At 42.1% G+C, this 22,266-nt stretch carries 24 protein-coding genes; 20 read left to right on the plus strand and 4 right to left on the minus strand.

The genetic code is table 11. The features are described from left to right. Window positions 1-19 precede the first annotated feature (19 nt). The 11 genes from ACI35L_RS12155 to ACI35L_RS12205 all read left to right on the plus strand — a co-directional run bounded on the left by ACI35L_RS12155 (window position 20) and on the right by ACI35L_RS12205 (window position 10,249). Window positions 20-1,015 (plus strand): lipoate--protein ligase, encoded by a 996-nt coding sequence (locus tag ACI35L_RS12155; protein ID WP_049671876.1) that lies wholly within the window; start codon window positions 20-22, stop codon window positions 1,013-1,015. Between the two features lie 174 nt (window positions 1,016-1,189). Then, window positions 1,190-2,032 carry a MurR/RpiR family transcriptional regulator gene (locus tag ACI35L_RS12160; protein ID WP_439802983.1) on the plus strand — a complete coding sequence of 281 codons (843 nt, stop codon included), beginning with the start codon at window positions 1,190-1,192 and terminating at the stop codon, window positions 2,030-2,032. A gap of 109 nt (window positions 2,033-2,141) precedes the next feature. Continuing rightward, the gene (locus ACI35L_RS12165) at window positions 2,142-3,413 is read left to right on the plus strand and encodes an ABC transporter substrate-binding protein (protein ID WP_049671874.1); all 1,272 of its coding nucleotides are present in this window, start codon (window positions 2,142-2,144) and stop codon (window positions 3,411-3,413) included. A 22-nt stretch (window positions 3,414-3,435) separates the two neighbouring features. Further along, window positions 3,436-4,386, plus strand: coding sequence for a carbohydrate ABC transporter permease (locus ACI35L_RS12170; protein WP_439802984.1), 951 nt, complete (start codon window positions 3,436-3,438; stop codon window positions 4,384-4,386). 12 nt (window positions 4,387-4,398) lie between these two features. Continuing rightward, on the plus strand, window positions 4,399-5,223 hold the full coding sequence (locus ACI35L_RS12175) for a carbohydrate ABC transporter permease (RefSeq protein ID WP_439802985.1): 825 nt from the start codon (window positions 4,399-4,401) through the stop codon (window positions 5,221-5,223). Next, a complete protein-coding gene (locus tag ACI35L_RS12180) occupies window positions 5,210-6,232 on the plus strand; it encodes an N-acetylglucosamine kinase (RefSeq protein ID WP_439802986.1) in 1,023 nt (340 codons plus the stop codon). The genes ACI35L_RS12175 and ACI35L_RS12180 overlap by 14 nt, the downstream gene beginning before the upstream one ends. After that, complete coding sequence (gene murQ, locus ACI35L_RS12185) at window positions 6,225-7,139, plus strand: N-acetylmuramic acid 6-phosphate etherase (protein WP_439802987.1); 915 nt, start codon at window positions 6,225-6,227, stop codon at window positions 7,137-7,139. The genes ACI35L_RS12180 and murQ overlap by 8 nt, the downstream gene beginning before the upstream one ends. Window positions 7,140-7,327: 188 nt before the next feature. Then, window positions 7,328-7,594 (plus strand): hypothetical protein, encoded by a 267-nt coding sequence (locus ACI35L_RS12190; RefSeq protein WP_439802988.1) that lies wholly within the window; start codon window positions 7,328-7,330, stop codon window positions 7,592-7,594. 116 nt (window positions 7,595-7,710) lie between these two features. Beyond that, window positions 7,711-8,226, plus strand: coding sequence for a phosphoribosylanthranilate isomerase (locus ACI35L_RS12195; protein ID WP_439802989.1), 516 nt, complete (start codon window positions 7,711-7,713; stop codon window positions 8,224-8,226). Between the two features lie 135 nt (window positions 8,227-8,361). Beyond that, window positions 8,362-8,967: a hypothetical protein gene (locus tag ACI35L_RS12200; RefSeq protein ID WP_439802990.1), complete on the plus strand. Its 606-nt coding sequence runs from the start codon at window positions 8,362-8,364 to the stop codon at window positions 8,965-8,967. 826 nt (window positions 8,968-9,793) lie between these two features. Then, complete coding sequence (locus ACI35L_RS12205) at window positions 9,794-10,249, plus strand: GNAT family N-acetyltransferase (RefSeq protein WP_049671868.1); 456 nt, start codon at window positions 9,794-9,796, stop codon at window positions 10,247-10,249. 171 nt (window positions 10,250-10,420) lie between these two features. On the opposite strand, the gene brnQ is transcribed toward ACI35L_RS12205, so the two are convergent. After that, window positions 10,421-11,785, minus strand: coding sequence for a branched-chain amino acid transport system II carrier protein (gene brnQ, locus ACI35L_RS12210; protein ID WP_439802991.1), 1,365 nt, complete (start codon window positions 11,783-11,785; stop codon window positions 10,421-10,423). 247 nt (window positions 11,786-12,032) lie between these two features. Between brnQ and ACI35L_RS12215 the strand changes: the two genes are divergently transcribed. From ACI35L_RS12215 to ACI35L_RS12245, 7 genes are all read left to right on the plus strand, one after another. Continuing rightward, complete coding sequence (locus ACI35L_RS12215; protein ID WP_439802992.1) at window positions 12,033-12,194, plus strand: hypothetical protein; 162 nt, start codon at window positions 12,033-12,035, stop codon at window positions 12,192-12,194. 180 nt (window positions 12,195-12,374) lie between these two features. Next, complete coding sequence (locus ACI35L_RS12220; protein ID WP_439802993.1) at window positions 12,375-13,925, plus strand: fatty acid--CoA ligase family protein; 1,551 nt, start codon at window positions 12,375-12,377, stop codon at window positions 13,923-13,925. 174 nt (window positions 13,926-14,099) lie between these two features. Continuing rightward, window positions 14,100-15,071, plus strand: a complete 972-nt coding sequence (locus ACI35L_RS12225; protein ID WP_049671865.1) for an ABC transporter substrate-binding protein — start codon at window positions 14,100-14,102, stop codon at window positions 15,069-15,071. Window positions 15,072-15,123: 52 nt separating this feature from the next. Then, window positions 15,124-16,161, plus strand: a complete 1,038-nt coding sequence (locus tag ACI35L_RS12230; protein WP_439802994.1) for an ABC transporter permease — start codon at window positions 15,124-15,126, stop codon at window positions 16,159-16,161. Beyond that, the gene (locus ACI35L_RS12235; RefSeq protein WP_049671863.1) at window positions 16,136-16,930 is read left to right on the plus strand and encodes an ABC transporter ATP-binding protein; all 795 of its coding nucleotides are present in this window, start codon (window positions 16,136-16,138) and stop codon (window positions 16,928-16,930) included. The genes ACI35L_RS12230 and ACI35L_RS12235 overlap by 26 nt, the downstream gene beginning before the upstream one ends. 85 nt (window positions 16,931-17,015) lie before the next feature. Beyond that, entirely contained in the window at window positions 17,016-17,738 is a 723-nt protein-coding gene (locus ACI35L_RS12240; RefSeq protein ID WP_439802995.1) for an AzlC family ABC transporter permease, read from the plus strand. Beyond that, complete coding sequence (locus ACI35L_RS12245) at window positions 17,735-18,040, plus strand: AzlD domain-containing protein (protein ID WP_049671861.1); 306 nt, start codon at window positions 17,735-17,737, stop codon at window positions 18,038-18,040. Before ACI35L_RS12240 ends, ACI35L_RS12245 begins: the two co-directional genes overlap by 4 nt. Before the next feature lie 40 nt (window positions 18,041-18,080). On the opposite strand, the gene ACI35L_RS12250 is transcribed toward ACI35L_RS12245, so the two are convergent. Then, window positions 18,081-18,590: a CAP domain-containing protein gene (locus tag ACI35L_RS12250; protein ID WP_439803015.1), complete on the minus strand. Its 510-nt coding sequence runs from the start codon at window positions 18,588-18,590 to the stop codon at window positions 18,081-18,083. A gap of 613 nt (window positions 18,591-19,203) precedes the next feature. Between ACI35L_RS12250 and ACI35L_RS12255 the strand changes: the two genes are divergently transcribed. After that, the gene (locus tag ACI35L_RS12255; RefSeq protein ID WP_439802996.1) at window positions 19,204-20,469 is read left to right on the plus strand and encodes a M48 family metallopeptidase; all 1,266 of its coding nucleotides are present in this window, start codon (window positions 19,204-19,206) and stop codon (window positions 20,467-20,469) included. 262 nt (window positions 20,470-20,731) lie between these two features. On the opposite strand, the gene ACI35L_RS12260 is transcribed toward ACI35L_RS12255, so the two are convergent. Beyond that, window positions 20,732-20,959 carry an IDEAL domain-containing protein gene (locus ACI35L_RS12260; RefSeq protein ID WP_049671860.1) on the minus strand — a complete coding sequence of 76 codons (228 nt, stop codon included), beginning with the start codon at window positions 20,957-20,959 and terminating at the stop codon, window positions 20,732-20,734. Window positions 20,960-21,163: 204 nt separating this feature from the next. Between ACI35L_RS12260 and ACI35L_RS12265 the strand changes: the two genes are divergently transcribed. Next, window positions 21,164-21,760, plus strand: a complete 597-nt coding sequence (locus ACI35L_RS12265; RefSeq protein ID WP_439802997.1) for a competence protein ComK — start codon at window positions 21,164-21,166, stop codon at window positions 21,758-21,760. On the opposite strand, the gene ACI35L_RS12270 is transcribed toward ACI35L_RS12265, so the two are convergent. Then, window positions 21,757-22,131, minus strand: a complete 375-nt coding sequence (locus tag ACI35L_RS12270) for a hypothetical protein (RefSeq protein ID WP_049671859.1) — start codon at window positions 22,129-22,131, stop codon at window positions 21,757-21,759. The genes ACI35L_RS12265 and ACI35L_RS12270 overlap by 4 nt on opposite strands. Window positions 22,132-22,266: the final 135 nt, after the last annotated feature.

The following is a 22,266-nucleotide window of genomic DNA, read 5'->3' on the forward strand; positions in this document are numbered from 1 at the left end:
ATCATGTGGAGGTAAAGGTATGTTATTTTTGGATAACAGGGGCATTACAGACCCGCGAATTAACTTAGCGATTGAGGAATATGCGTTAAAGAATTTGGACATTACAGAGGAATCCTATTTACTTTTCTACATTAATCAGCCATCTATTATTATCGGCAGAAATCAAAATACAATAGAAGAAATTAATCAAGATTACGTGGATGAAAATGATATCATTGTCGTGCGCCGGCTTTCAGGAGGCGGTGCGGTTTACCACGATCTTGGGAACTTGAACTTCAGCTTCATCACGAAGGATGACGGGGAGAGTTTCCATAACTTCAAGAAATTTACTGAGCCTGTTGTGGATGCCTTGAAGGAGCTCGGAGTTGAGGCGGAGCTTAGCGGACGGAATGACTTAATTGCTGGCGGAAGAAAAATTTCCGGCAATGCACAATTTGCAACAAACGGGAGAATGTTCAGCCACGGCACGCTAATGCTTTCTAGTGAGATCGATCATGTTGTGTCCGCTCTTAATGTGAATCAGGATAAGATTAAATCTAAAGGCATTAAATCGATTCGCAGTCGTGTGGCTAATATTTCTGAATTCCTAACTGAGCAGTTGAGCATTGAGGACTTTAAACAAAAAATCCTTGAGCACATTTTCGGCGGAATGGATAAGGTCGAGCGTTATGAATGGACAGAAGAGGATTGGAAGAAAATCATGGAGATCTCAGAAAGCCGTTATCAGCAATGGGATTGGAACTATGGCAAATCTCCTAAGTTTAATGTTCAGCATTCACAGCGCTTTGAAGGAGTTGGCCAAATTGATGTCCGCTTGGATGTGGCAAAAGGCCAAATCGAGAACTGCAAAATTTTCGGCGATTTCTTCGGAGTTGGAAGTGTCGAGGAGATTGAGCAGAAATTAAACGGTGTCCGTTTCTCGAAGGCGGAGATTGAGAAGGCGCTTGATGATGTGAATATCAAGCATTACTTCGGCAATTTGACGAAGGAAGAGTTCGTCAAATTATTGTATTAAAGAATAATAGAGTTTAGGCAAATCTGCTGCTCATGTATATGAGCAGACAGATTTGCTTTTTTTATAGGTCTATATCCCATTATTGTAACAAAATTTCAAAAAATTGGTTGTAGAACGAAACTTTATTTTATATACTGAATAGTAAGAAATTTACAAGTAAGGGATGGCATTCATTTGATTTTTATAGAAGAGAGTTTTCATACCTTTAAGCCGACGGAGAAGAAGGCAGCTGAATTCATCCTGCAAAACCCGAATGAAGCGGTTAATCTTTCTATCCAAAAGCTGGCCGCACGAGCTGAGGTCAGTGAGGCATCCATTATCCGGCTCGCAAAGAAAATGAATTGCACAGGCTTTAAGGATCTTAAGCTGAAACTGGCTTATGAGCTCGCCAAGAATGAGCACAGGACGGAGCAATATGAGGATATTCCGGATGACGGCTCTATTAAATCCTACATACAATCAATCTCGCAAAATAATATTCAAGCGATAGAGAACACAATGGTGCTGCTGACAGAAGAGAGTGTTGAAAAAGCCATATCCCTTATTGCCGGCGCCCGCATGGTGGCTGTCTATGGCATCGGTGCTTCTGCCATCATTGCTCAGGACTTCAAACAAAAGCTTACCCGCATCAATTATTGGTGTGAAGCGGCGATTGACGGTGATACGCAATTGACGGTTTCAGCGAATCTTGGTCCGCAGGATGTCGTCTTCGGCATTTCTTACAGCGGCTTGACGAAGGATATTTGTGATTCTGTCTCCTTGGCCAAGAAGAATGGGGCAAAGGTCATCACCTTGACCAAGTCTGGAGATAATGTGCTTTCCCTGATGGGAGATGCCTGTCTATATACCACTTCATTGGAGCGGAATATCCGAAGCGGCGCGACAAGCTCACGTATCGCTCAGTTAAATGTCATTGATATATTGTTTGCCGGCATCACTAGGGCAAACAAAGAGAAGAATATTGAGGCATTGGAGCGGACACGTAAAGCGGTCCGCCGTTCAAAAAGCGGGAAATAGCCGTTTTGATGAGGCTTTTATCCGGCTCCTTACCTTTAGTACTGTTGCTTTACTTTGTGTATCTTCCTTGATACATGAAGCTAATTATAAACTATGGGAGGTCAAATGAATGAAGAGGATGGGGAAGGCGTGGCTGGCAGGTATTATGTTGTGTTCAGCCATGGTCGCGACAGCTTGTTCACAGGATAAGGAAACGGCCAATGGGAAGAAGGAAGATGCGGTTACCTTGACGATTGGAAGCTGGAGAACAGAGGACACAGAAGGCTACAAAAAAGTCATTGAAGCATTTGAAAAGAAAAATCCAGACATTCAAGTAGAGTTTAAGCCATCGAAGAATACGGAGTACAACACAATCTTGAATACGGCACTCAAAAGCGGGGAAGGTCCAGATATCATTCATTTACGTCCATATGCTCCAGGAATTGCGCTTGCAGATGCCGGCTATTTAGAGCCGCTTGATGATATAAGCGGACTCGATACATTTACAGATGAAGCACTTACTGCCTCAAAGGGGTCGGATGGGAAGCAATATGGTGTACCAATCAATATGAGTACCACACAGGTCTTCTATAACAAGAAGATTTTCAAAGAATTAAAGCTTGAGGAACCTAAGACATGGGATGAGTTCATTGAGTTGAATGAAAAGATAAAAGATGGAGGTTATGTTCCTTTAGCCCTGGGAACTAAGGAAGGTTGGCTGTTATCACTCACTCATGGCATCTTCGGTCCAGCAGTATATGGCGGGACAGAATTTGTTGATAAGATTCAAAAGGGAGAGACCAACTTTACGAGCAAGGAGTTTGTTCAATCCGTCAAAGCTATGGATGAATTGAAGAAATATTTCCCTGATAACTATGAAGGGGTTGGCATGGAGGATATGAGAACGATGTTCTTCACGGAACAAGCAGCGATGTTCCCGCTCGGAAGCTGGGAGATTGAAGTTGTACGCGGAATGAACCCGGATCTTGATTTTGGCTACTTCCCGATGCCTCAGCAAAACGGAGGAGAACCGGCTGTAACAGCATGGGTTGATGGCTCGTATGCGGTGAATGCCAATTCCAAGCACAAAGAGGCAGCAAAGAAATTCGTGGAGTTTATGACGACGAAGGAATTTGGGGAATTGTTTACGAATGAATTTAAAATGATTAGTGCCATCCCGGGCATCACCTCAGAGGATGAGCTCGTGAACAGTCTTGGGAAGGCGATTACAGAAAGCTCTACTCCTTATATGATGGTCATTCACTTCGCGGAAGGGAATCCAACCACAAAGGCCACTTTTGAAACTGAGCTGCAGGGAATGTATCTTGGCGATCAAACACCTGAGGAAGTAGCGAAGAAAGTGCAGGAAAGTGCGAAGAGTTGGTATAAACCGTTTCAATAAAGGAGCAGGAGGCGGGTAAGCTATGCAGCCGGAAACGATTACAGCTGAAGTGAAGAAACCAAACGTGAAGAAGCGCAGGGGATGGAAGATTCATCTCCTGCCTATTCCCGCCCTTGTCATCTATGGATTATTCATCGTTTATCCCCTTTTAGCCGCGCTGACTTACAGTTTTTTTGACTGGGAGGGAATTAAGCAAGGGGCATTTATTGGACTGGGGAATTACAAGGATTTATTTACACTTGAGCCATTTCGAGGCATGTTCTGGAATGCCTTTGGCCATAACGTTCTTTATTTCGTGATTCAAATGATTATTCAAAATGGCATTGCCTTTGTACTGGCGCTCATTCTTTATCAAAAGATACGGGGAATGGAATTCTTTAAGATTGCCTATTTCCTGCCAAGATTATTATCAGTTATCGTGGTCGGCTTTCTTTGGAAGCTGATTTTGAATCCCAATTTCGGTGCCCTGAACATTTTATTAGGTAAATTCGGCCTAGAATCCCTGCAGAAGGCATGGCTTGGCGATCCGGATACAGCCTTGATTGCGATTATCTTAGTGAATTGCTGGTTTGGTGTCGGATTTGCCGTCCTTATTTTCCTTGCAGGTCTGCAAGCCATTCCGCATGAACTGATTGAGGCGGCTAGGCTTGACGGGGCAAGGGGGTTGACTCTTATACGGAAGATTATGCTTCCATTAATGGTCCCTTCCTTGATGATCATGACCGTTCTGACCTTTATTCAATCCTTTGAGGCCTTTGAGCTTGTCTATGCGATGCAAGGCTCTCAAGGAGAACCATATCGTTCAACAGATACGCTGGCAGTTTATTTCTACCGGCTGGCCTTTGGAGGCGGAAGCGGAGATTCAACAGCTGTAGGTCTTGGATCAGCACTTGCTGTTGTGCTTTTTATCTTTATTGCGTCCATCACAGCGGTGTTATTGAAGGTCATTAATCGAAAGCAAATTGATATGTAGGAGGGAAACAGAATGAAAGCAACGATTTGGACTCGCCCGTTTTATTATATTGTCGCATTCTTGTTTGCCTCCATCAGCTTGTATCCCATTATCCTGATGGTTCTATCGTCCTTTAAGCCGAGTGCGGAAATATTCATGAACCCGCTCTCCTGGCCGGAGCAATTCAGCCTTGATACATACCGAACCTTGCTTGAGCGCATTCCGTTCATGACGTATTTCTATAATAGTGTGTTTACGAGTGTGGTCTCCGTTCTTCTCATTGTTATCACAACCTCTTTAGCCGCCTTTTATATCGCACGGTATACGTTTTGGTGGAATAATCTGCTCTTCTTCTTCTTTTTGATGGGGATGATGATTCCCATCAAGCTTGGGATTGTGCCGCTATTTCTATTAATGAAGGATTTAGGCTTAACCAACTCCCTATGGTCCTTGATTTTTATGTACACAGCACAGGGTATTCCTTTATCCATTCTAATATTGACCGGTTTCTTTCGGACGATGCCGATAGAGCTCGAGGAAGCGGCGCGGATTGACGGTGCCAGCGATTTGAGAATTCTCTGGAATGTTTTATTGCCTATCATGCGTCCAGCCCTTGCGACTGTCGTTATCATTAATTTCATCCAGGCATGGAATGATTTCTTCTTCCCGCTGATTTTTATTTCAGATGAGATGAAGAAGACTATCCCGGTCGGCATGCTGTCGCTCTTCGGCGAGTATTCCGCTGATTGGGGCTCCTTATTTGCAGGGCTGACGCTTTCCTCCCTGCCGATGATTGTCCTCTTCTTCATTGCGTCAAAACAATTCATGGAGGGAATGACTGCTGGTGCCGTTAAATAAGGAAATCATTCTCGCAATTGATGGCGGAGGGACGAAAACGGATTTGGCGGCAGGTGAAGGAAACGGCCGAATCGACTTTCTTGTTAGCGGTCCCTCGACTAATCTGAAATCCCGACCCGAAAACACGGTGAAGGCTGATCTCTATCGAATGCTGGACTCCTTGTTTCTGGAATCTGATTATTCAAAGGAAGCGATTACGGCAATCAGCGTAGCGGCCGCCGGCGGAGACAGACTGGAGGATAAGGTCAGATGGAGGGAGTGGTTCCTTGACTATGGAATCAAGCCAAGGGACATTACGGTCATGAATGATTGCCTCGCTCCTCTCACGGCAGCTACGAAGAGGAAGGAAGGATTGGTGTTAATCGCCGGTACCGGATCCATCGCTTATTATTTCAAAAAAGATGGCAGAGCTATCCGAGCAGGCGGATGGGGATATTTATTAGGGGATGAGGGAAGCGGCTATGATATAGGCAATAGGGCCTTACGTCGTGTGCTTGAGTCTCATGATGGAAGAAGAAAAGGCGGCGGGGCATTATGTGCTTCCGTATTAACGCATTTCGGATTGGAAGGTCCGATGGAGCTTATCACGTATGTATATGAAGCAAATTATCCGAGGGAGGCCATCGCTGGGCTTGGAAGAAAAGTCATTGAATTAGCGGAGGCGGGAAATAATGACGCCTTAGCCATTATGGCTGAAGCGATTCAGGAGCTGGAAAGGCTGCTGTCAGCCATTTATGCAGCTGATGCGAAAAGCCGGAACGGCTCACTCGTCATCTCAGGAGGGCTGTTTCAGTCAACCTTCTTCCGGCAGGCTTTTGAATCATCCATCCGAAAGGCCGGGCATCAACAGGCTGTCATTCTCTCACATTACCCACCAGTTATTGGAGCTTATATGTGTGCACTGCTTGAGAAGATGGACCATATTTCAGACGAGATTGAGGAGAATATCGCGAAATCCTGGCAAGCTGCCAAGACAATAAAAATAGATGGAGGCCTGGTTGATGAATGAGGGAAAACGGCAAATGATCACGGAGATGAGAAACGAAAACTCAGAAGGTCTCCACCTGTTCTCGACGATGGAAATCATCGAATTGATGAATCGGGAGGATAAGACGGTTGCTTATGCGGTTGAAAAAGCGCTCCCGCAAATAAAAGCTGCCATCGATGCGGCTGTCACCCGCCTCGAAAACGGAGGCAGACTTTATTATATAGGAGCCGGAACTAGCGGGAGGCTCGGTGTACTTGATGCCTCTGAATGTCCTCCGACCTTTGGTGTTCCCGCTGAATTAGTCAATGGAATCATTGCCGGCGGCGAGATGGCCGTTCGAATCCCTGTTGAGAATGCTGAAGATAACAGTGAGGAAGGACGAATGATTGTCAAAGAATTACTGGTGAAGGAGGATGTTCTTGTCGGTATCGCTTCGAGCGGCAGAACTCCGTATGTACTTGGCGCCCTTGAACAGGCTAATACTATTGGCTGCCAGACAATCGGGCTTGCCTGCAATCTTCAGACAGAGCTATCCAAGACAGCTGACATCATGATTGAGATTCCTGTCGGTCCGGAAATAATCACTGGATCAACAAGGCTGAAGGCCGGGACCGCCCAGAAGATGGTTCTGAATATGATTTCAACCGCCGTGATGATTAAACTGGGAAAGGTATACGGGAATCTAATGGTGAATGTGCAAGCGACGAATGATAAGCTGCGCATGAGATCCGTATCTATCATTCAAGATATCACAGGAGCAGAAGAAGCCCTCGCCAAGAAGATGAACGAGGAGGCAAAGGGAAACACACGAGCTGCCATCCTGATGATTCTTTACAAGCTTTCCTACGAGCAGGCTTGTTCGGAGCTAAGAAAGCATGACGATCATTTTCCACGGGCCATGAAGGCATTGGAACACCGGCGTGTATGAGAAATTTTATAAGGACAGGTGGAGAGAAGCTGATTGCTTGCCGCCTGTCTTTTCGTTTGGTTTCTTTCTTCTTGGTTTAGGAGCAAAAGAGGATGGAGATTTATTTTGTGGTACTGTTAAAGACGGGCACGTCTATTATGAACAATTAAATAGTAAAGAGGGCGTAATTAGACATGGGGGAGGGAACTATGGACAGTTTTATATGGGAATGTTTCTTTTTCATCATAATCGCTAATACGATTGGCTATTTAATCATTCGAAGAAAGGAAAGTATCTATCTGGCTGCATTGGCGGTGTTCTGTTCAGCTATACTAGTTGGCGTAGCAGGAAATCTATTGACGATTGGAATACATGATTCCTATCAATATATGATTATGATAGGAGGCATTCTAGTTATTAATAGCGTTATTCTTCTGTTATTTGCTTTATCAATATCTGTAGTAAAAAACCTATAAAAGCCTTACATCTGGCATTTGTCCTGAAGGATTAATGCCTTTTGGTGTTGAACGTTTTATTGTAATAAAGGGACATTTTAAAGATCTTGGTATCTGATAAGAAGCGGGAGGGTTATATGGATAATCACAAGTTTAATGAGTTTATTATAATCGCAAAGAAACTAAATGATATTGACATTATTCCTTTGTTAATGGGGTCAGTTGGTTTAGAGGTTGTCACAGGAAGGAGTTGGGATGCACAAGATATAGACATTCATATACCTGGTGATAAAAGAGGATGGGAAGTGCAGCCGGAATTAAATATACATAACTGGAATGATGTAGTGAAGGTGATGAATTCATTGGGATATAGCTTGATTGATTTGCACGAACACGAGTTTTCTAAAGAGGGATTATCAGTTGAGTTTGGCATTATTGACACTTTACCAAGTTTTGCAGGGGTACAATTAGAGGATTTAGAATTGCATTGGCTGGGAGAGGTAACATATTATTTACTAAATCCAGAGCAATATTTAAGAGTTTACGAATCTTCATCTAGAGATAGTTATCGAGCAGATAGCAATAATAATAAAGATATTGGAAAAATTGATTTCTTAAAAAGAATGATATATGTTAATCCAGAATCTGACTAAATTTATGTGGAATAATCGTTGAGAATTAATGCCCTTTTCTGTTGAATTCCATATTGAGGGCGGTTAATGGAATAATCAGTACGGAGAGAATATCATACGATGAGAAGTATTTTATTTTGTGGAGGGGGTTTCTTATTGAGATTAGAAATTGGATTTATTCCTCATAAATGGATTTCTGACATTCCTGATGCTTGTGGTTATTTCCCTTTTGCGATAGAGGGGGAAACAGAGAATATAGTCGATTTTACATTTAGTGGAAATTGTAATGTAGAAGAATTTGTTTCAAACTGGATGAATGAAATTAATCATTTTCCCATATACATATTTGTTGAAGTATGTGATTACAATCAAAAGGAATTTGAACAAGATTGCCAAACATATAATATCGAGTTTGTAAGAGCTAAATTTGGCTTCTATAAGGCGATTATCGAAAATTGCAGACAGTTTAGTGTTATATTCCCATATGTATATGCGAGTGGAGGTATGAATGATGTAGCTTTATGGTCGTTAAAAAGGGATGTTTTTAGATTAGAGAAAAGGGATATCAATACCATTTGGGGCATAAAAAAACTCCATATTCCAGTAGTTACTCTCCTTAAGAATGACTGTGTGTTTTGGGTTAGTTTTGATGCTGCTAGTCTTTTTGCGATATCTAATGGCAGTCAATTTTCAACAATTACAAAAATCTCAGAAAAACTCCCACCTAAAACTCATTTTATTATCTCTGAATACGAGGAATAGAAAATCTTATTCTACTAACATGTGCTAGAGCTGAAGATCAAGGCTGCTTAATGGTAGCCTTTTTTCTTATGCTTCTAACGGGGAATGTTAGCTCAAAAAGGATTAGTTGAAGATCGATATGTATAATACAAAGGCATTGATATGGGGGAGATTGGATTGTACTTTGTTGGATTAGCAATATTAATTGTTATAGTTACCTCTACAAGCAGAATAGAAAAGTATTTAACATCTATTGAAAAACAAAATGATATAGCCATAGAATTTTTGTAAGAAATCCGTGATAAACATTAATACCATATTTTTTTATTGGGCAAACAAGAAGTAGTGTTGAGTTTATCGAACTTATTGAAGAACCTTATTCGTCCTTTCGAACAAAAAAACTCCCCATAAGGAGAGTTCTTTCCTAAGCTATCTATATAGCTGTCTAAAGGTCGTTCACTTTAAAAATATCTTAAAGTGGCTTGAAAATGGTAGAGCCTAGCCGCTCTATTTTGGTACAGGAAAATGACCCAAAATTATTTTAACTTAGTTGTATACTAGTATGCAACATTTATTTTTTAATTTTTGAAGATACAACATTAATAGAGGAGAAAACGGAGATTAAGGCATTCTGGTTAGGGGAAAATCGATAGAGGAAAAAATTATTAGAAGCATCATCAACCGCCAATAAAGGAACTTTTTTAATGAACTAATTGGGCTGTTGAGCCAAGAAGGATTAAAGTCCTTTTCTGTAGAAGTCCTTATTGTGAAAAAGGGACAGGTTAGTGTAAGAAGGTGAGGGAATTATCCTATTAATAAAAAAATAGTGAAGTATAGGGGGAGCATATTGGAATTTAAATTTTTGGACTTTTATATTATCAAAGGGGATGAAATTGATTTGCATCTCATAAAAACAGTACCAGGAAACAAGGATAAAAAATGGGTTCCAGCGTATCATTTCAATATTTCTTTAAGTGGTTCATCCGAACCTATTGGAAAAATAGATATTAGAATTGGATACAATGAAAATTTATATTATGGTGGTCATATTGGATATGCAGTTAATGAGAAATATAGAGGTAATCACTATGCTGCAAAAGCTGCATTGCTTTTAAGGGAAGTGGCGACTGCTCATAAAATGGAGAAACTGATTATTACCTGCAATCCAGATAATATCGCCTCAAGAAAAACCTGTGAATATGTCGGAGCTAATCTATTAGAAATCATTGATGTCCCAGAACACAACGATATGTATCAGCGAGGGGAAAAGGAAAAATGTATATATGAATGGATGTTATGCTAACGGATGTGATTTTCTAACAAGGATGGCTTTTCCTTCTTCAAAGCACAATAATAATCGGTTTTACCAGTTGCATTTAATCATATTCTTTCCAGAAGAATGAACGCCAAAAAAAAAGCTGATCCGAAGCCTGCTTTGTGCAGCGCTTTTAGATCAGCTTTTCCTGTGTTTGATTTACATTTCTGTTTCCCCGGTAAGGGAGATTTCTGTTCCTTCAGCTGGATTTTCAGCTGTCATTCTTGCGATGATGCAGCCGGAAATGAAGCCGATTAGTGCAAATGTGAGCCAGCCCATGGATACATTATAGAGCGGCACATAGCTGGAGAGGATTTGGTCCAGCCCTCCTAAGGAAATGCCGAACCCGTGAATACCTTCCACGAAGCTCATTATGAGTGTAGAAATCATTGTGCATACATAGACTACGCGGCGCCCCTTGAAGATAGAATCAGCGAGCACGAGCAAGATGAGCACAATCGTGATTGGATACAAGAACAATAATACCGGTGTGGAGAAGGTAATTAAATTCGATAACCCCACATTAGCAACGGATACCGAGAATATGGTAAAGACAATCGCATATGTTTTATAGCTGAACTTAGGCACTAGTTTATAGAAATAAGCGGCACAGGCTGATGTGAGACCAACGCTAGTTGTCAAACAAGCAATGATAATGATGAAGGCAAGCATGATTTGACCAAGCTGTCCCATATAGTGTTTGGAGGCTCCTGAAAGGATAGGAGCTCCGTTATCAGCAAGTCCAAGTGCCGTTACCGAAGTGGAACCAATATAGGCAACGAAGATATAGACGAGTGCTAATAAACTAACGCCGATAATCCCTGATTTAAGAACAGATGTGAAGATTGCTTTCTTTGATTTCTGCCCATATAATTTCACGGCATTGATAATAAGAATGCCGAATGCTAGTGCTCCGAGCGCATCCAGTGTATTGTATCCTTGCAGGAATCCATTTACAAAGGCTGCCGTATCATAGCCTTCTTGCGGCGTTGTTTGTGCGCCGAGCGGGTTTACGAAAGACATAATGATAATAAACGCGATGAAAAGCAACATTAATGGAGATAGGATTTTGCCGATTCGTTCGACGATTTTGGTTGGATTCAATGAAAGCCATAAGGAAATACCGAAAAAGAGAATCGTATAAATCAATAGTTTAATGGTTTGATTGTCACCGCCAATAAAGGGGGCAATTCCAATTTCATAAGATACAGTACCTGTTCTTGGTAGTGCAAAGAACGGTCCGATTGTTAAGTAGAGCAATACTGTATAAATAACGCCGTAAATAGGGTGAACCCTTGCCGCAAGGGGCTGTACATTATCGACGCCAGAGATGCCAATTGCTATGATGGCCAATAATGGAAGACCCACTCCTGTAACGAGGAAACCAGCAACGGCTATCCATACATGTGTGCCGGATAATTGTCCGAGATAGGCGGGAAAGATTAGGTTTCCTCCGCCGAAAAATAAGGAAAATAGCATCAGCCCGATGATTAGGTAAGCTGATATAGGAAGTTTTTGATCCATTTGTCAGAGCACCTTTCTAGTTGTTTGAATTATCTGAATATTTTACAAGATGTGTATTAATCTCTTTAATTTGTTTTCTAACTATAACAGAAAAAAATTATTTCGTACAACGAACAAAGATTTCCAGATAATGATTCATATCTATTGATGAGGTATTTACCTGTCTTTTACATTATTTAACAAGTGAGTCATCATCCTTTTACAATGTCCATTTATACTTTAGTTGAATTCGATAAGGAGGGATTGGATGTTGAAGAAGAAGGGTTGGCTGCTTGCAGGTGCCAGTGCACTTGTCATTACGCTTGGGGGCATCAGTCATAGGAAGAAGGGGCTAGTCTATAGACACCCTTCTTTTTTTAAGATAAAACCTATTAAACAATTTAGCGATATTCTATATCTATTATTTTGACATTATGAATTTGAGAATATTTACAGGATGAAAAATGCTGGATTTTGCTTCGTAATTCCTGTTTTAGCATGTAAATATTCTTAATGGTTGCATAGGGTGATTTCTTTTTCTATAATAAAAATTGGATGTATTTTGAATATTTTAGTAAAATATACATCTCGCAAACAGGGAGGGAGAACGATGAATTTATCAACTCAACTTCATGAAACGGCAGCCAAGTTTACGTCAAAACCAGCATTTATTTTTATGAACCATGAAACAAGCTATGCAGAATTTGACCATGCAGTGACACAGTTTGCTGACGGGTTGCAAAGCCTTGGCATCAAACAAGGGGATAATGTGGCATTGCTATTAGGAAACTCACCTCATTTCATCATTGGATTATATGGTTTATTCAGATTAGGGGCGACCGCCATCCCGGTAAATCCAACGTATACCCCAGATGAGATTTCTTACATATTGAAGAATGGAGACGTAAAGGCAGTTATCACGCTCGATCTCCTCATTCCAATGTTTGAGAAGATGGACCGGATGCTGCCTAGTATCGAACACTATATCATTTGTCCATCCGAGGCAGTAGAACGTCCAATACCGGAAGACCTCTTAATCAGCGGAAAAATGAAATCGTTTACAAAGATATTTGCCTTAGGAAGCGGTACATTCATAGAGCCGAAGACTGAGGACGAGGATACGGCCATTATCCTGTATACCTCCGGGACAACGGGGAAGCCGAAGGGCGCAATGCTTTCTTATAGAAACTTATACAGCAATGCACGGGATGTGGCGGATTATTTAGGTATTAATGAGAATGATCGCGTGATCACCGTATTGCCCATGTTCCATGTGTTTTGTTTGACTGTCTCTTTAAATGCACCTTTACTGAATGGGGGGACGCTTGTCATCATTCCTAAATTCAGTCCAAAGGATGTCTTTCACGCGGCGAAGAAATATGAAATTACCCTGTTTGCGGGTGTGCCGACGATGTTCAATTATTTGCTTCAATACCCTGAAGGCAATACAGAAGACTTTCGTTCATTGCGTTTCTGTATTTCCGGCGGTTCGGCCATGCCGGTTGCCCTGTTAAAGAATTTCGAAGAAAAGTTCAATGTCATCGTGTCTGAAGGATATGGCTTGTCAGAGGCTTCTCCGGTTACTTGCTTTAATCCGATTGACCGGCCGAGAAAGCCGGGCTCTATTGGAAAGTCCATTATTCATGTCGAAAATAAAGTCGTCAATGAGCTTGGTGAGGAAGTGCCGGCTGGGCAGGTAGGAGAGTTAATCGTTAAGGGGCCGAATGTCATGAAGGGCTACTATAAGCTACCGGAGGAAACAGCTGCTGCAATCAAGGATGGCTGGCTTTATACAGGAGATCTTGCCCGTATGGATGATGAGGGGTACTTCTATATTGTTGACCGCAAAAAAGATATGGTCATTGTCGGCGGATTTAATGTTTATCCGAGGGAAGTGGAGGAAGTGCTTTTTGCCCATCCTGACATTGCTGAGGTTGCGGTTATTGGTGCACCAGACCCCAATTTAGGTGAGGTCATTCGCTGCTTCGTCGTTCCGAAAAAGCCCTCTTTGACCGAAGAAGAGGTAATTGATTATTGTAAAGAACGATTGGCGAAATATAAGGTGCCAAAATCAATTGATTTCATGGAAGAGCTTCCAAAGAATACAACAGGAAAGATTTTGAGAAGGGCACTAAAAAATGCCGTTCTTCAACAATCCTGAATTCAAACCCGCAAAACTGCGGGTTTTTTGTTTGGTTAAATTTGCTGATAATTCTAAATATTATTTGCAATTATGGTCCTATCAGGCTATAATTTAGCAAACAAAATCACAAACGCATAAACGCACAAAAGCGAAAAAGCGACAAAAATAGACAAAAAGAGAGGGGATACAGGAATGAAGAAAAGATGGTTAGGACTTACCGCAGCAATGGCAATCTCAATGATCCTGACAGCTTGTGGATCAGATGACACATCATCTGGAGATAGTAAAACATTTAAGGTAGGTATTTCACAATATGTAGAGCATCCATCGTTGGATGAGGCGACTAAAGGATTTAAGAAGGCGATTGAGGATGCTGGTGTCGAGGTGAAGTTCGATGAACAGAATGCTCAAGGTGATGCGACAAACAACCAGACGATTGCGACTAATTTTGCGGGAGATGGAGTGGATTTAATTTTTGCCAACGCTACCCCTAGCGCACTTTCTGCCGCAAATGCCACAACGGATATTCCGGTCGTGTTTACCTCTGTGACAGACCCTGTCGGTGCGGAGCTTGTGAAAGATTTCGAGGCGCCTGATAAGAATGTAACAGGTACAACAGATTCTCATCCAGATGCGATTCCGAATACAGTCAAGCTAATGGCGGATATGGGATATAAAAAAGTCGGCACCGTCTATAACTCTGGTGAGCAAAACTCAGAGGTACAGGTGAAGCAGGCGGAAGAAGAGGCTGGGAAGAATGGTCTGACCTTGCAGAAAGTATCTGTTGCTACATCTGCCGAGGTGAAGCAGGCAGCTGAATCGTTGGCAGGAAAAGTGGATGCCATTATGATTGTGACAGATAATACGGTTGTCTCTGCGCTGGAATCAGTTATTTCTGTTGCAGAAGCGGAAAAAATTCCTCTCTTTGTCGGTGAGCTTGATTCTGTAGAAAGAGGCGGATTTGCAGCCTATGGGTTCAGCTACTATGATATCGGCTACCAAGCAGGAGAACAGGCTGTGCAAATTCTAAAGGATGATAAAGAAGTGAAGGATATCCCTGTGGAGGTACCGGGAGATCTTAAGCTGGTAATCAATAAGAAGGCAGCTGAAAAAATGGGAGTCGATGTCGACAGTATTAAGGAAGAAGCGGAATATATTGAATAGCCGCCAATAGAATGAATGGAAGCCTGGAATCCAAGCAGAGAGGAAGAGGAATGTGTTTGCATCTGTTTTTGGGTCGGTTGAGGCCGGCATTATCTATAGTTTAATGGCTCTAGGGGTCTACTTATCTTTCAGGATATTAGATTTTCCTGATCTTACGGTTGATGGAAGTTTTGTAACAGGGGCAGCGGTCGCTGCCGTCGCAATCAGCAATGGGATAAATCCATTTTTGGCAACCGGTATGGCGATGATTGCCGGATTCATGGCTGGAATGACAACAGGATTGCTTCATACAAAAGGAAGAATAAATCCGTTATTATCAGGGATTTTGATGATGATTGCCTTGTATTCGATTAATTTACGGATTCTAGGCAAGCCGAATGTCCCTTTATCATCAGAAGAAAAGGTATTTACCGTCTTTCGTTCGTGGTTTGAGTCACTAGGCATAGATGAAGGGATGAGTTCATTCCTTAATGCCATCAGTCTATCAGGATTCATTCCCTCCACTTGGTCCATTCTCTTGCCGATGGCCGTCTTTGTTCTCATAATTAAGATTCTGCTGGACGCTTTCTTGAGAACGGAAATAGGCCTTGCCATTCGCGGAACCGGAGATAATGAACAAATGGTCAGAAGCTTCTCTGTTCATACGGATTGGACAAAGATGATTGGACTTGGTCTCGCAAATGGTCTTGTTGCTTTATCAGGCGCATTTATCGCCCAGTATAATGGTTTTGCTGATGTCGGGATGGGGATTGGCATGATTGTAATAGGCCTTGCCTCCGTTATCATTGGGGAGGCCATCTTCGGCGCTAAATCGGTTGTGAGAGCTACGTTGGCTGTTATCGGCGGGGCAATTGTGTATCGTCTTGTGGTGGCGTTTGCTTTGAAAGTTGAATTCCTCGAAGCAGGTGATATGAAGCTGATTACCGCTATTATGGTCATTGTAGCGCTTCTAATTCCTAAATGGGTTGACTCATATAAGAAATACCGCCAGAAACGAAGCCGATTGAAACAGGCTGCTGCCATGGGCATCCAAACGGGAACAGCTGGAAAGGGAGGAGAGCAGCTTGCTGCAACTAAACCAGATCAATAAAGTATTTAACGAAGGTTCTCCAGATGAGAAGATTGCCTTGAAGAATGCTAATCTCTACCTAAATGAAGGAGATTTCGTGACGGTCATCGGCAGTAATGGTGCCGGGAAATCGACCTTAATGAATTTGATATCGGGTAAATTAATTCCTGATTTCGGTACGGTCTACATTAATGGGGATGATGTGACCGGCATGGGAGAGCATAAGCGGGCACGCAAAATCGGCCGAGTCTTTCAGGACCCGCTGGCCGGAACGGCTCCTCATATGACGATTGAGGAGAATCTAGCTATTGCTTATGCCCGTACCAAAAGAGTCGGTTTTGGGTTCGGCGTAACCAATAAGAGAAGAGCATTCTTTAAGGAAAAGCTGGCCGAGCTTCATCTCGGGCTGGAAAATCGATTGTCTGCTAAAGTCGGTCTTCTCTCAGGTGGAGAGAGACAGGCGCTGTCATTATTGATGGCAACTTTCACAGAACCGGATATTCTCCTTCTTGATGAGCATACAGCGGCGCTTGATCCATCCAGGGCTGCCTTGATTACAGAGCTCACAAAGCAGCTTGTTCAAAGGCATAAACTGACGACTTTGATGGTCACGCATAATATGCAGCAGGCTCTTGACCTTGGAAGCCGGCTGATCATGATGGATGGCGGAGAAATTATTTATGAGGCAGATAGCGTTGTGAAGGAAACGCTTACAGTTGAGAAGCTCCTGGCTGAGTTCCAGAAATTGAAACGCGATTCAAATATATCAGACCGGTCCCTGCTGGGATAATAGAAGCTTGCGAATAAATGTCTGGCCTCGGGCCAGGCATTTTGCTGTATAGTCAACTTACATGAAGGATAGGGGGTATAGGGGAATGGAAGAAGTACAGGCAGGCTATATGAGGTCATCTGACTTTATGAGCGGCCTAAAGGCCGGAATGAGTATCGCTATCGGTTATTTTCCGGTTGCGGTCACTTTCGGTCTGCTGTCCAAATCAACCGGTCTGACCCTTGCAGAGACTTTATCGATGAGTCTTATTGTATATGCTGGGGCTGCACAATACATAGCATTGAATTTATTGTCACTTGGAATCGGAATTGCTGAGATTATTTTGGCGACCTTCATCCTCAATAGCAGGCATTTTCTTATGTCAGCTTCCATTCAGGCAAGAGCTGCAAAGGATCCGTCATGGAAGAAACTCATTTATGCCTTTGGTATTACAGATGAGACCTTCTCTGTTGCCTCTTTAAGGTCGGGCAAGATTACAGCAGGGTTTATGTTTGGACTGGGCGGAATCGCCTATGGAAGCTGGGCATTGAGCACACTGCTCGGATACTTGTTTGGAGCAAGCCTGCCGGATGTATTGAAAGAGAGTATGGGAATTGCCTTGTATGCTATGTTTATTGCCTTGCTTATTCCGCCGTTATCGAAGAGCCGCAAGGTTTTGTCCTTGGCTTTAAGCGGGGCGGGATTGAATTTTCTGCTCAGTTCTTTTGATCTTCTTTCAACAGGCTGGTCCTTGATTGCTTCCGCCTTATTGGCATCGGTCGGAGTCGAATGGCTTTATGGGAACAGAAGGAGGAGTAAGGAAGCATGAGTGTATCCATTTTTCTATTGATTGTTGGGATGGGGCTGGCTACGTATCTTCCGCGTATGCTTCCTTTCTGGCTTATGAAGGAGGGAGCTTTACCACCGTTTTGGATGCGTGTACTCGAAAATATTCCTTATGCTACGCTTGGCGCTTTGATTTTTCCCGGCGTCCTCTATATTCAAGAGAATATTTGGGCAGGGCTTGTTGGCGGTTTATCTGCTGTTATCATCGCCTTGCTTGGGGCCAACGTGATCGTGGTCGTGCTTGGTTCAATCGCTGTCTTAGCGGGTCTTTCCTTGTATATGTAGAAGAAACCTCCAGCCAAGACTTGGCTGGAGGTTTCAAAATTTATTGAGCGATGAATAGCTGTGTCCAGTAGTGGCGGTAATCACCGCCAGAGACATAACCTACACCGATATGTGTATATTTCTTTGAAAGGATATTAGCTTTATGGCCAGAGCTGTTCATCCATGATTTAACGACAGCTGCTGGAGTCGTCTGTCCGGCGGCGATATTCTCACCGGCTGCTGTATAAGAAACGCCAAACTTTTTGAGCATATTAAAAGGCGTTCCATAGGTAGGGCTTGTATGAGAGAAGTAGCCTTTATCACGCATATCCTTGGATTTCGTTTCTGCAACATTATTCAGTTTCGAGGAGCTCTTCAATGCTTTTAATCCGGCAGCTGCTCGTTCTTTGTTCACGAGCTTCACAACCTGCTCTTCAAACGTTGGTGTGTAGGATCCAATTTTGAATTTGGAGGAAACAACCCATCCGACAGTAGAACCGGATTTCACCTTGTAACGTTCGCCACTCTTACCCACAATCGTGACGTTTGTTTTAGCATTTAAGGTTTTCAATACTGTACTCTTGGTGCTTGTTGTTTTGTAGATTTTTTGCTTGCTCAAGGAATGAGCAGATTGACTGACCTTGCTTTTCAGTACCCATCCGGTTTTGCCGGAAGCTTTTGTTTTGTAGTAACCGTTCTTCAGTGTACCCGTATCAATTGAAAGGGCTTTACCCGTAGATAGTGTAAGTAAAGTAGATGAGTTGCTCTTCGCGGATGCTTTCAAGCTTGTTTTGGCTTTCACGTAGAATGTTTTTGCCGTTGCTGCTTCTGCGTCTGGAATGCGAATAGCGGTTAATGCGGCTAGAAATAGAATCATGGATAGCAAGACTGGCAATATCTTTTTCATTAAGCTGATTTCCCCCTAGAATACATGTTGCTAATTCTTAGACTTATCGTATTATGACAAAAAACGATAAAATTCTTTAGCACGATAAGAGTCTAGTAGATTAATATGAGAAATACAAGAGGCTTTAGTAGGATTTAAGGTGAGTGGAAAAGATCGTTTAGGTAAATCGCCGATTGCCTATATAAAAGGCTTCACATGGTCAAACTATGCTAGGTTCTAACTTGTCTGTATATGGACATATATATAGATGAAAATTCAGGAAGGGGGAGAATAACGATTGAAGAAAAAGTGGTTTATGGCCGCAGTTGGCTTATTTCTTCTGTATGTGTTCTCCATCTATATCTATCTGTTCCATGGTGCCGATACAAGCATACCTGATGCCTTAAATGGTACAAGTGTCGACCCTAAGACTTTTATGGATGGCGAAACACTAGAGGATAGCGAGGCTTATTCGAAAATCAGGAACTTCTTCTTTTTCATCAGTACGCCTTTGGAATGGCTGTTTTATGGAATTGTGCTTGTAACGGGTCTTTCTAAGAGGCTGGACAGATGGGGAAGGATGTCATGGAAGAGACAATTTGTGCAGACGGGCGCTTATGTTTTTTGGCTTTCCTTATTGCTGTTTGTTGTCTTTTTGCCGCTATCTTATGTACGCTATAAGATTTCCTTGTCTTATGGGATATCTACACAAGCATTTTCCTCATGGATGAAGGATAACCTGATTGAATTCTGGGTTGATTATGCAATGACCGCTGTTGTGGTGATGGTTTTGTACTGGCTCATCCGCAAAAGCCCCAAACGATGGTGGCTGTTTGGCTGGCTGCTTTCGATTCCATTTACGGTTTTTGTCATGTTCATCCAGCCGGTTGTGATTGATCCTTTGTACAATGACTTTTATCCATTGCAAAACAAGGAGCTTGAGGAAAAGATCCTAGCACTCGCGGATAAGGCGGATATCCCGGCTGACCATGTCTACGAGGTGAATATGTCCGAGAAGACCAATGCACTGAATGCTTATGTGACCGGTGTAGGATCTAATTCACGTATAGTGCTTTGGGATACGACCCTTAACAGCCTAGACGATGATGAAATTCTCTTCATAATGGCTCATGAAATGGCCCATTACGTCGAAAAGCATATATATATTGGTATTGCAGGATATTTGCTTTTAACACTTGTGGGACTCTGGCTCACCGATAAGTGGATGAAGCGGGCTATTCGAAAGCGGGGAGATCTTTATCAACTTGAGTCGAAGCAGGAGATTGCCTCCTTGCCGCTCTTTCTGTTGATTACCTCAATTCTCTTGTTTGCCGCAAACCCAATCACCAATTATGTATCACGTGTACAGGAAACGAGGGCAGATGAATATGCTCTTAAGATGACGGATAATCCGGAAGCAGCTATTACCTCATTCCAGAAGCTTTCGGAAAGCGGCTTAAGTCAAATGAATCCGCCATATCTTGTCAAACTGTTCCGCAACAGTCATCCATCGATGCTTGAGAGAATCCAGCTTGTCAAACAATATGAGAAGAATCATCATTAAGATAAAGGATATTCGATTCAAGAGGAAACGGGTTCCTTTCTTCTCCTTGCCTTTTATGGAAGGAGCATATGGCTCTTGATCTCAGTGGTCATGCTAGGGGTTGGCATATTGGTATTCATTTAGAGCATCGAAGAAAGATTCACTAGTTATTCGAAGGCTGTCTGCATTTATGCAGACAGCCTTCGATGTTGGCCTTTATTTGTAATACGTCATAATAAAAACGCCTCCTGCAGTGGAAGAGGCGTTTTTATTGGTCCATTTATTAATTCCCGAAGTTCTTCTCTAATTCAATCAGTTCAGAGGATAATTGAAGGAATAACTCTTTATCCTTTTTGTCTAAGGCCAGATCAATCTGGTCCTTAAGTTTTCGCTTTGCATGGGTTAATTGGGCTTCGTAAATCATCATATCCACTAATACTTCTTCAGTTAGTCCCTGGGCAGCAGTCACATCAGCGTTGACAATATCTGTATTTGCTTTTTCGTGATTCATATGAATCCCCCCGTTGCTTTTTTTTATTATATAGCAGTTGGGGAGAAAAAACAACTGAATGTTTTAATAATTCTGATAATTATTTTGTTTTTAATCTAGCATAAACTAATATTTGGATTTTTTTGACAAAATATGACTTATTTACTATATGGTATGGTATATTGTTACTAAGGTAGTAAATTTGTCTTGAATAAGGAGGAAGTCATGGAAGAACGCTTCATAAATCAAAAGGAAGAGTATGAAATAAGTCCTTACACGTTTGCTGTGATCCCAGTGGAATATGGCTATAAAACGTATTCAAAAATCATCGAATTCGATGAAGAATTCCTTGTTCCGCAAAAGCCGCTTGATGTCGTTAAAACAAGCTGCAAGTATTTTGGATCAAGTTTCGATGGCAGGTGTGAAGGGACGAAGGAGCTCCTGAATATCTCGCATAAGGTTCCAATTGCTCTCGACCCGGCAAATGGCCTGTTCTTTTTTCCGACGACTTCTCCTCATAGGGATACGTGCGTTTGGCTATCCTATGAACATATCGTTTCGAGAATCCGCATCGCACCTGCCAAAACGCAGATTAACTTCCGGAACAAGCAGTCCGTTCTGATTCCGGTTTCCTACAGTATCATCGAGAATCAGATGCTTCGGACTGCATTATTGAAGTCAAAGCTTCATCAAAAAATGGAGGAGACCGTCAGGCAGACTAACTATTTGTATAATTACATGCAGGTGAATGATGGACATTCGGCGTTTCATTTGAAGGGAGCCTTATCTGAATCCTCCCGCAATGGTTTTGATAAACATTAAGCATCCTTCTTTCCCTGCCATTGCTTAATGAAATAGTACTCTAATAATTCCTGAACTTTATTGCGAATACGCGGGTTAAAGTAATTATGATATTCCTCATACCCTTTATATAGAAAGAGAAATAATGTGAAGGATTCATCCCTTTTTGATTCTTCGACCTTTAGCTGATGGGTCCTCATATAGCGGCTCACAGCTTTTAACTCATGCTGAACCTGCTTCATTGTTTCCTCAATTAAAAGAACGTAAGGCTGTTTTAGTTTGAATGGTGCCGCCTCAACGGCTTTCAAATCTCTCGTGAGAATTGTAAGCACCATCGGCAAATAAATAGCCTTTTCCATTATATTTCGATCTTCGGTGGGGATGCGGGTCATTTGGAATCGCGTCCTTTCAAATGTATTAATACGAACATATGTTTGTATATAGGATAATAGGTCCAGTGATTTTTGACAAGTTTAATTTCTGCCGAAAGATGATATATAGTACTATCTGATATAATAAGTATGAAG

It is taken from the genome of Pradoshia sp. (assembly GCF_051873915.1).
Taxonomy (GTDB): domain Bacteria; phylum Bacillota; class Bacilli; order Bacillales; family Pradoshiaceae; genus Pradoshia.

Coding starts and splice junctions, on each gene's coding strand:
- ACI35L_RS12170 (WP_439802984.1), top strand. CDS start 3,436: ATGCAGCCGGAAACGATTACAGCTGAAGTGAAGAAACCAAACGTGAAG.
- ACI35L_RS12165 (WP_049671874.1), top strand. CDS start 2,142: ATGAAGAGGATGGGGAAGGCGTGGCTGGCAGGTATTATGTTGTGTTCA.
- ACI35L_RS12220 (WP_439802993.1), top strand. CDS start 12,375: ATGAATTTATCAACTCAACTTCATGAAACGGCAGCCAAGTTTACGTCA.
- ACI35L_RS12240 (WP_439802995.1), top strand. CDS start 17,016: ATGGAAGAAGTACAGGCAGGCTATATGAGGTCATCTGACTTTATGAGC.
- ACI35L_RS12270 (WP_049671859.1), bottom strand. CDS start 22,131: ATGACCCGCATCCCCACCGAAGATCGAAATATAATGGAAAAGGCTATT.
- ACI35L_RS12155 (WP_049671876.1), top strand. CDS start 20: ATGTTATTTTTGGATAACAGGGGCATTACAGACCCGCGAATTAACTTA.
- ACI35L_RS12265 (WP_439802997.1), top strand. CDS start 21,164: ATGGAAGAACGCTTCATAAATCAAAAGGAAGAGTATGAAATAAGTCCT.
- ACI35L_RS12225 (WP_049671865.1), top strand. CDS start 14,100: ATGAAGAAAAGATGGTTAGGACTTACCGCAGCAATGGCAATCTCAATG.
- ACI35L_RS12260 (WP_049671860.1), bottom strand. CDS start 20,959: ATGAATCACGAAAAAGCAAATACAGATATTGTCAACGCTGATGTGACT.
- ACI35L_RS12195 (WP_439802989.1), top strand. CDS start 7,711: ATGGATAATCACAAGTTTAATGAGTTTATTATAATCGCAAAGAAACTA.
- ACI35L_RS12245 (WP_049671861.1), top strand. CDS start 17,735: ATGAGTGTATCCATTTTTCTATTGATTGTTGGGATGGGGCTGGCTACG.
- brnQ (WP_439802991.1), bottom strand. CDS start 11,785: ATGGATCAAAAACTTCCTATATCAGCTTACCTAATCATCGGGCTGATG.
- murQ (WP_439802987.1), top strand. CDS start 6,225: ATGAATGAGGGAAAACGGCAAATGATCACGGAGATGAGAAACGAAAAC.
- ACI35L_RS12175 (WP_439802985.1), top strand. CDS start 4,399: ATGAAAGCAACGATTTGGACTCGCCCGTTTTATTATATTGTCGCATTC.
- ACI35L_RS12215 (WP_439802992.1), top strand. CDS start 12,033: ATGTTGAAGAAGAAGGGTTGGCTGCTTGCAGGTGCCAGTGCACTTGTC.
- ACI35L_RS12190 (WP_439802988.1), top strand. CDS start 7,328: ATGGACAGTTTTATATGGGAATGTTTCTTTTTCATCATAATCGCTAAT.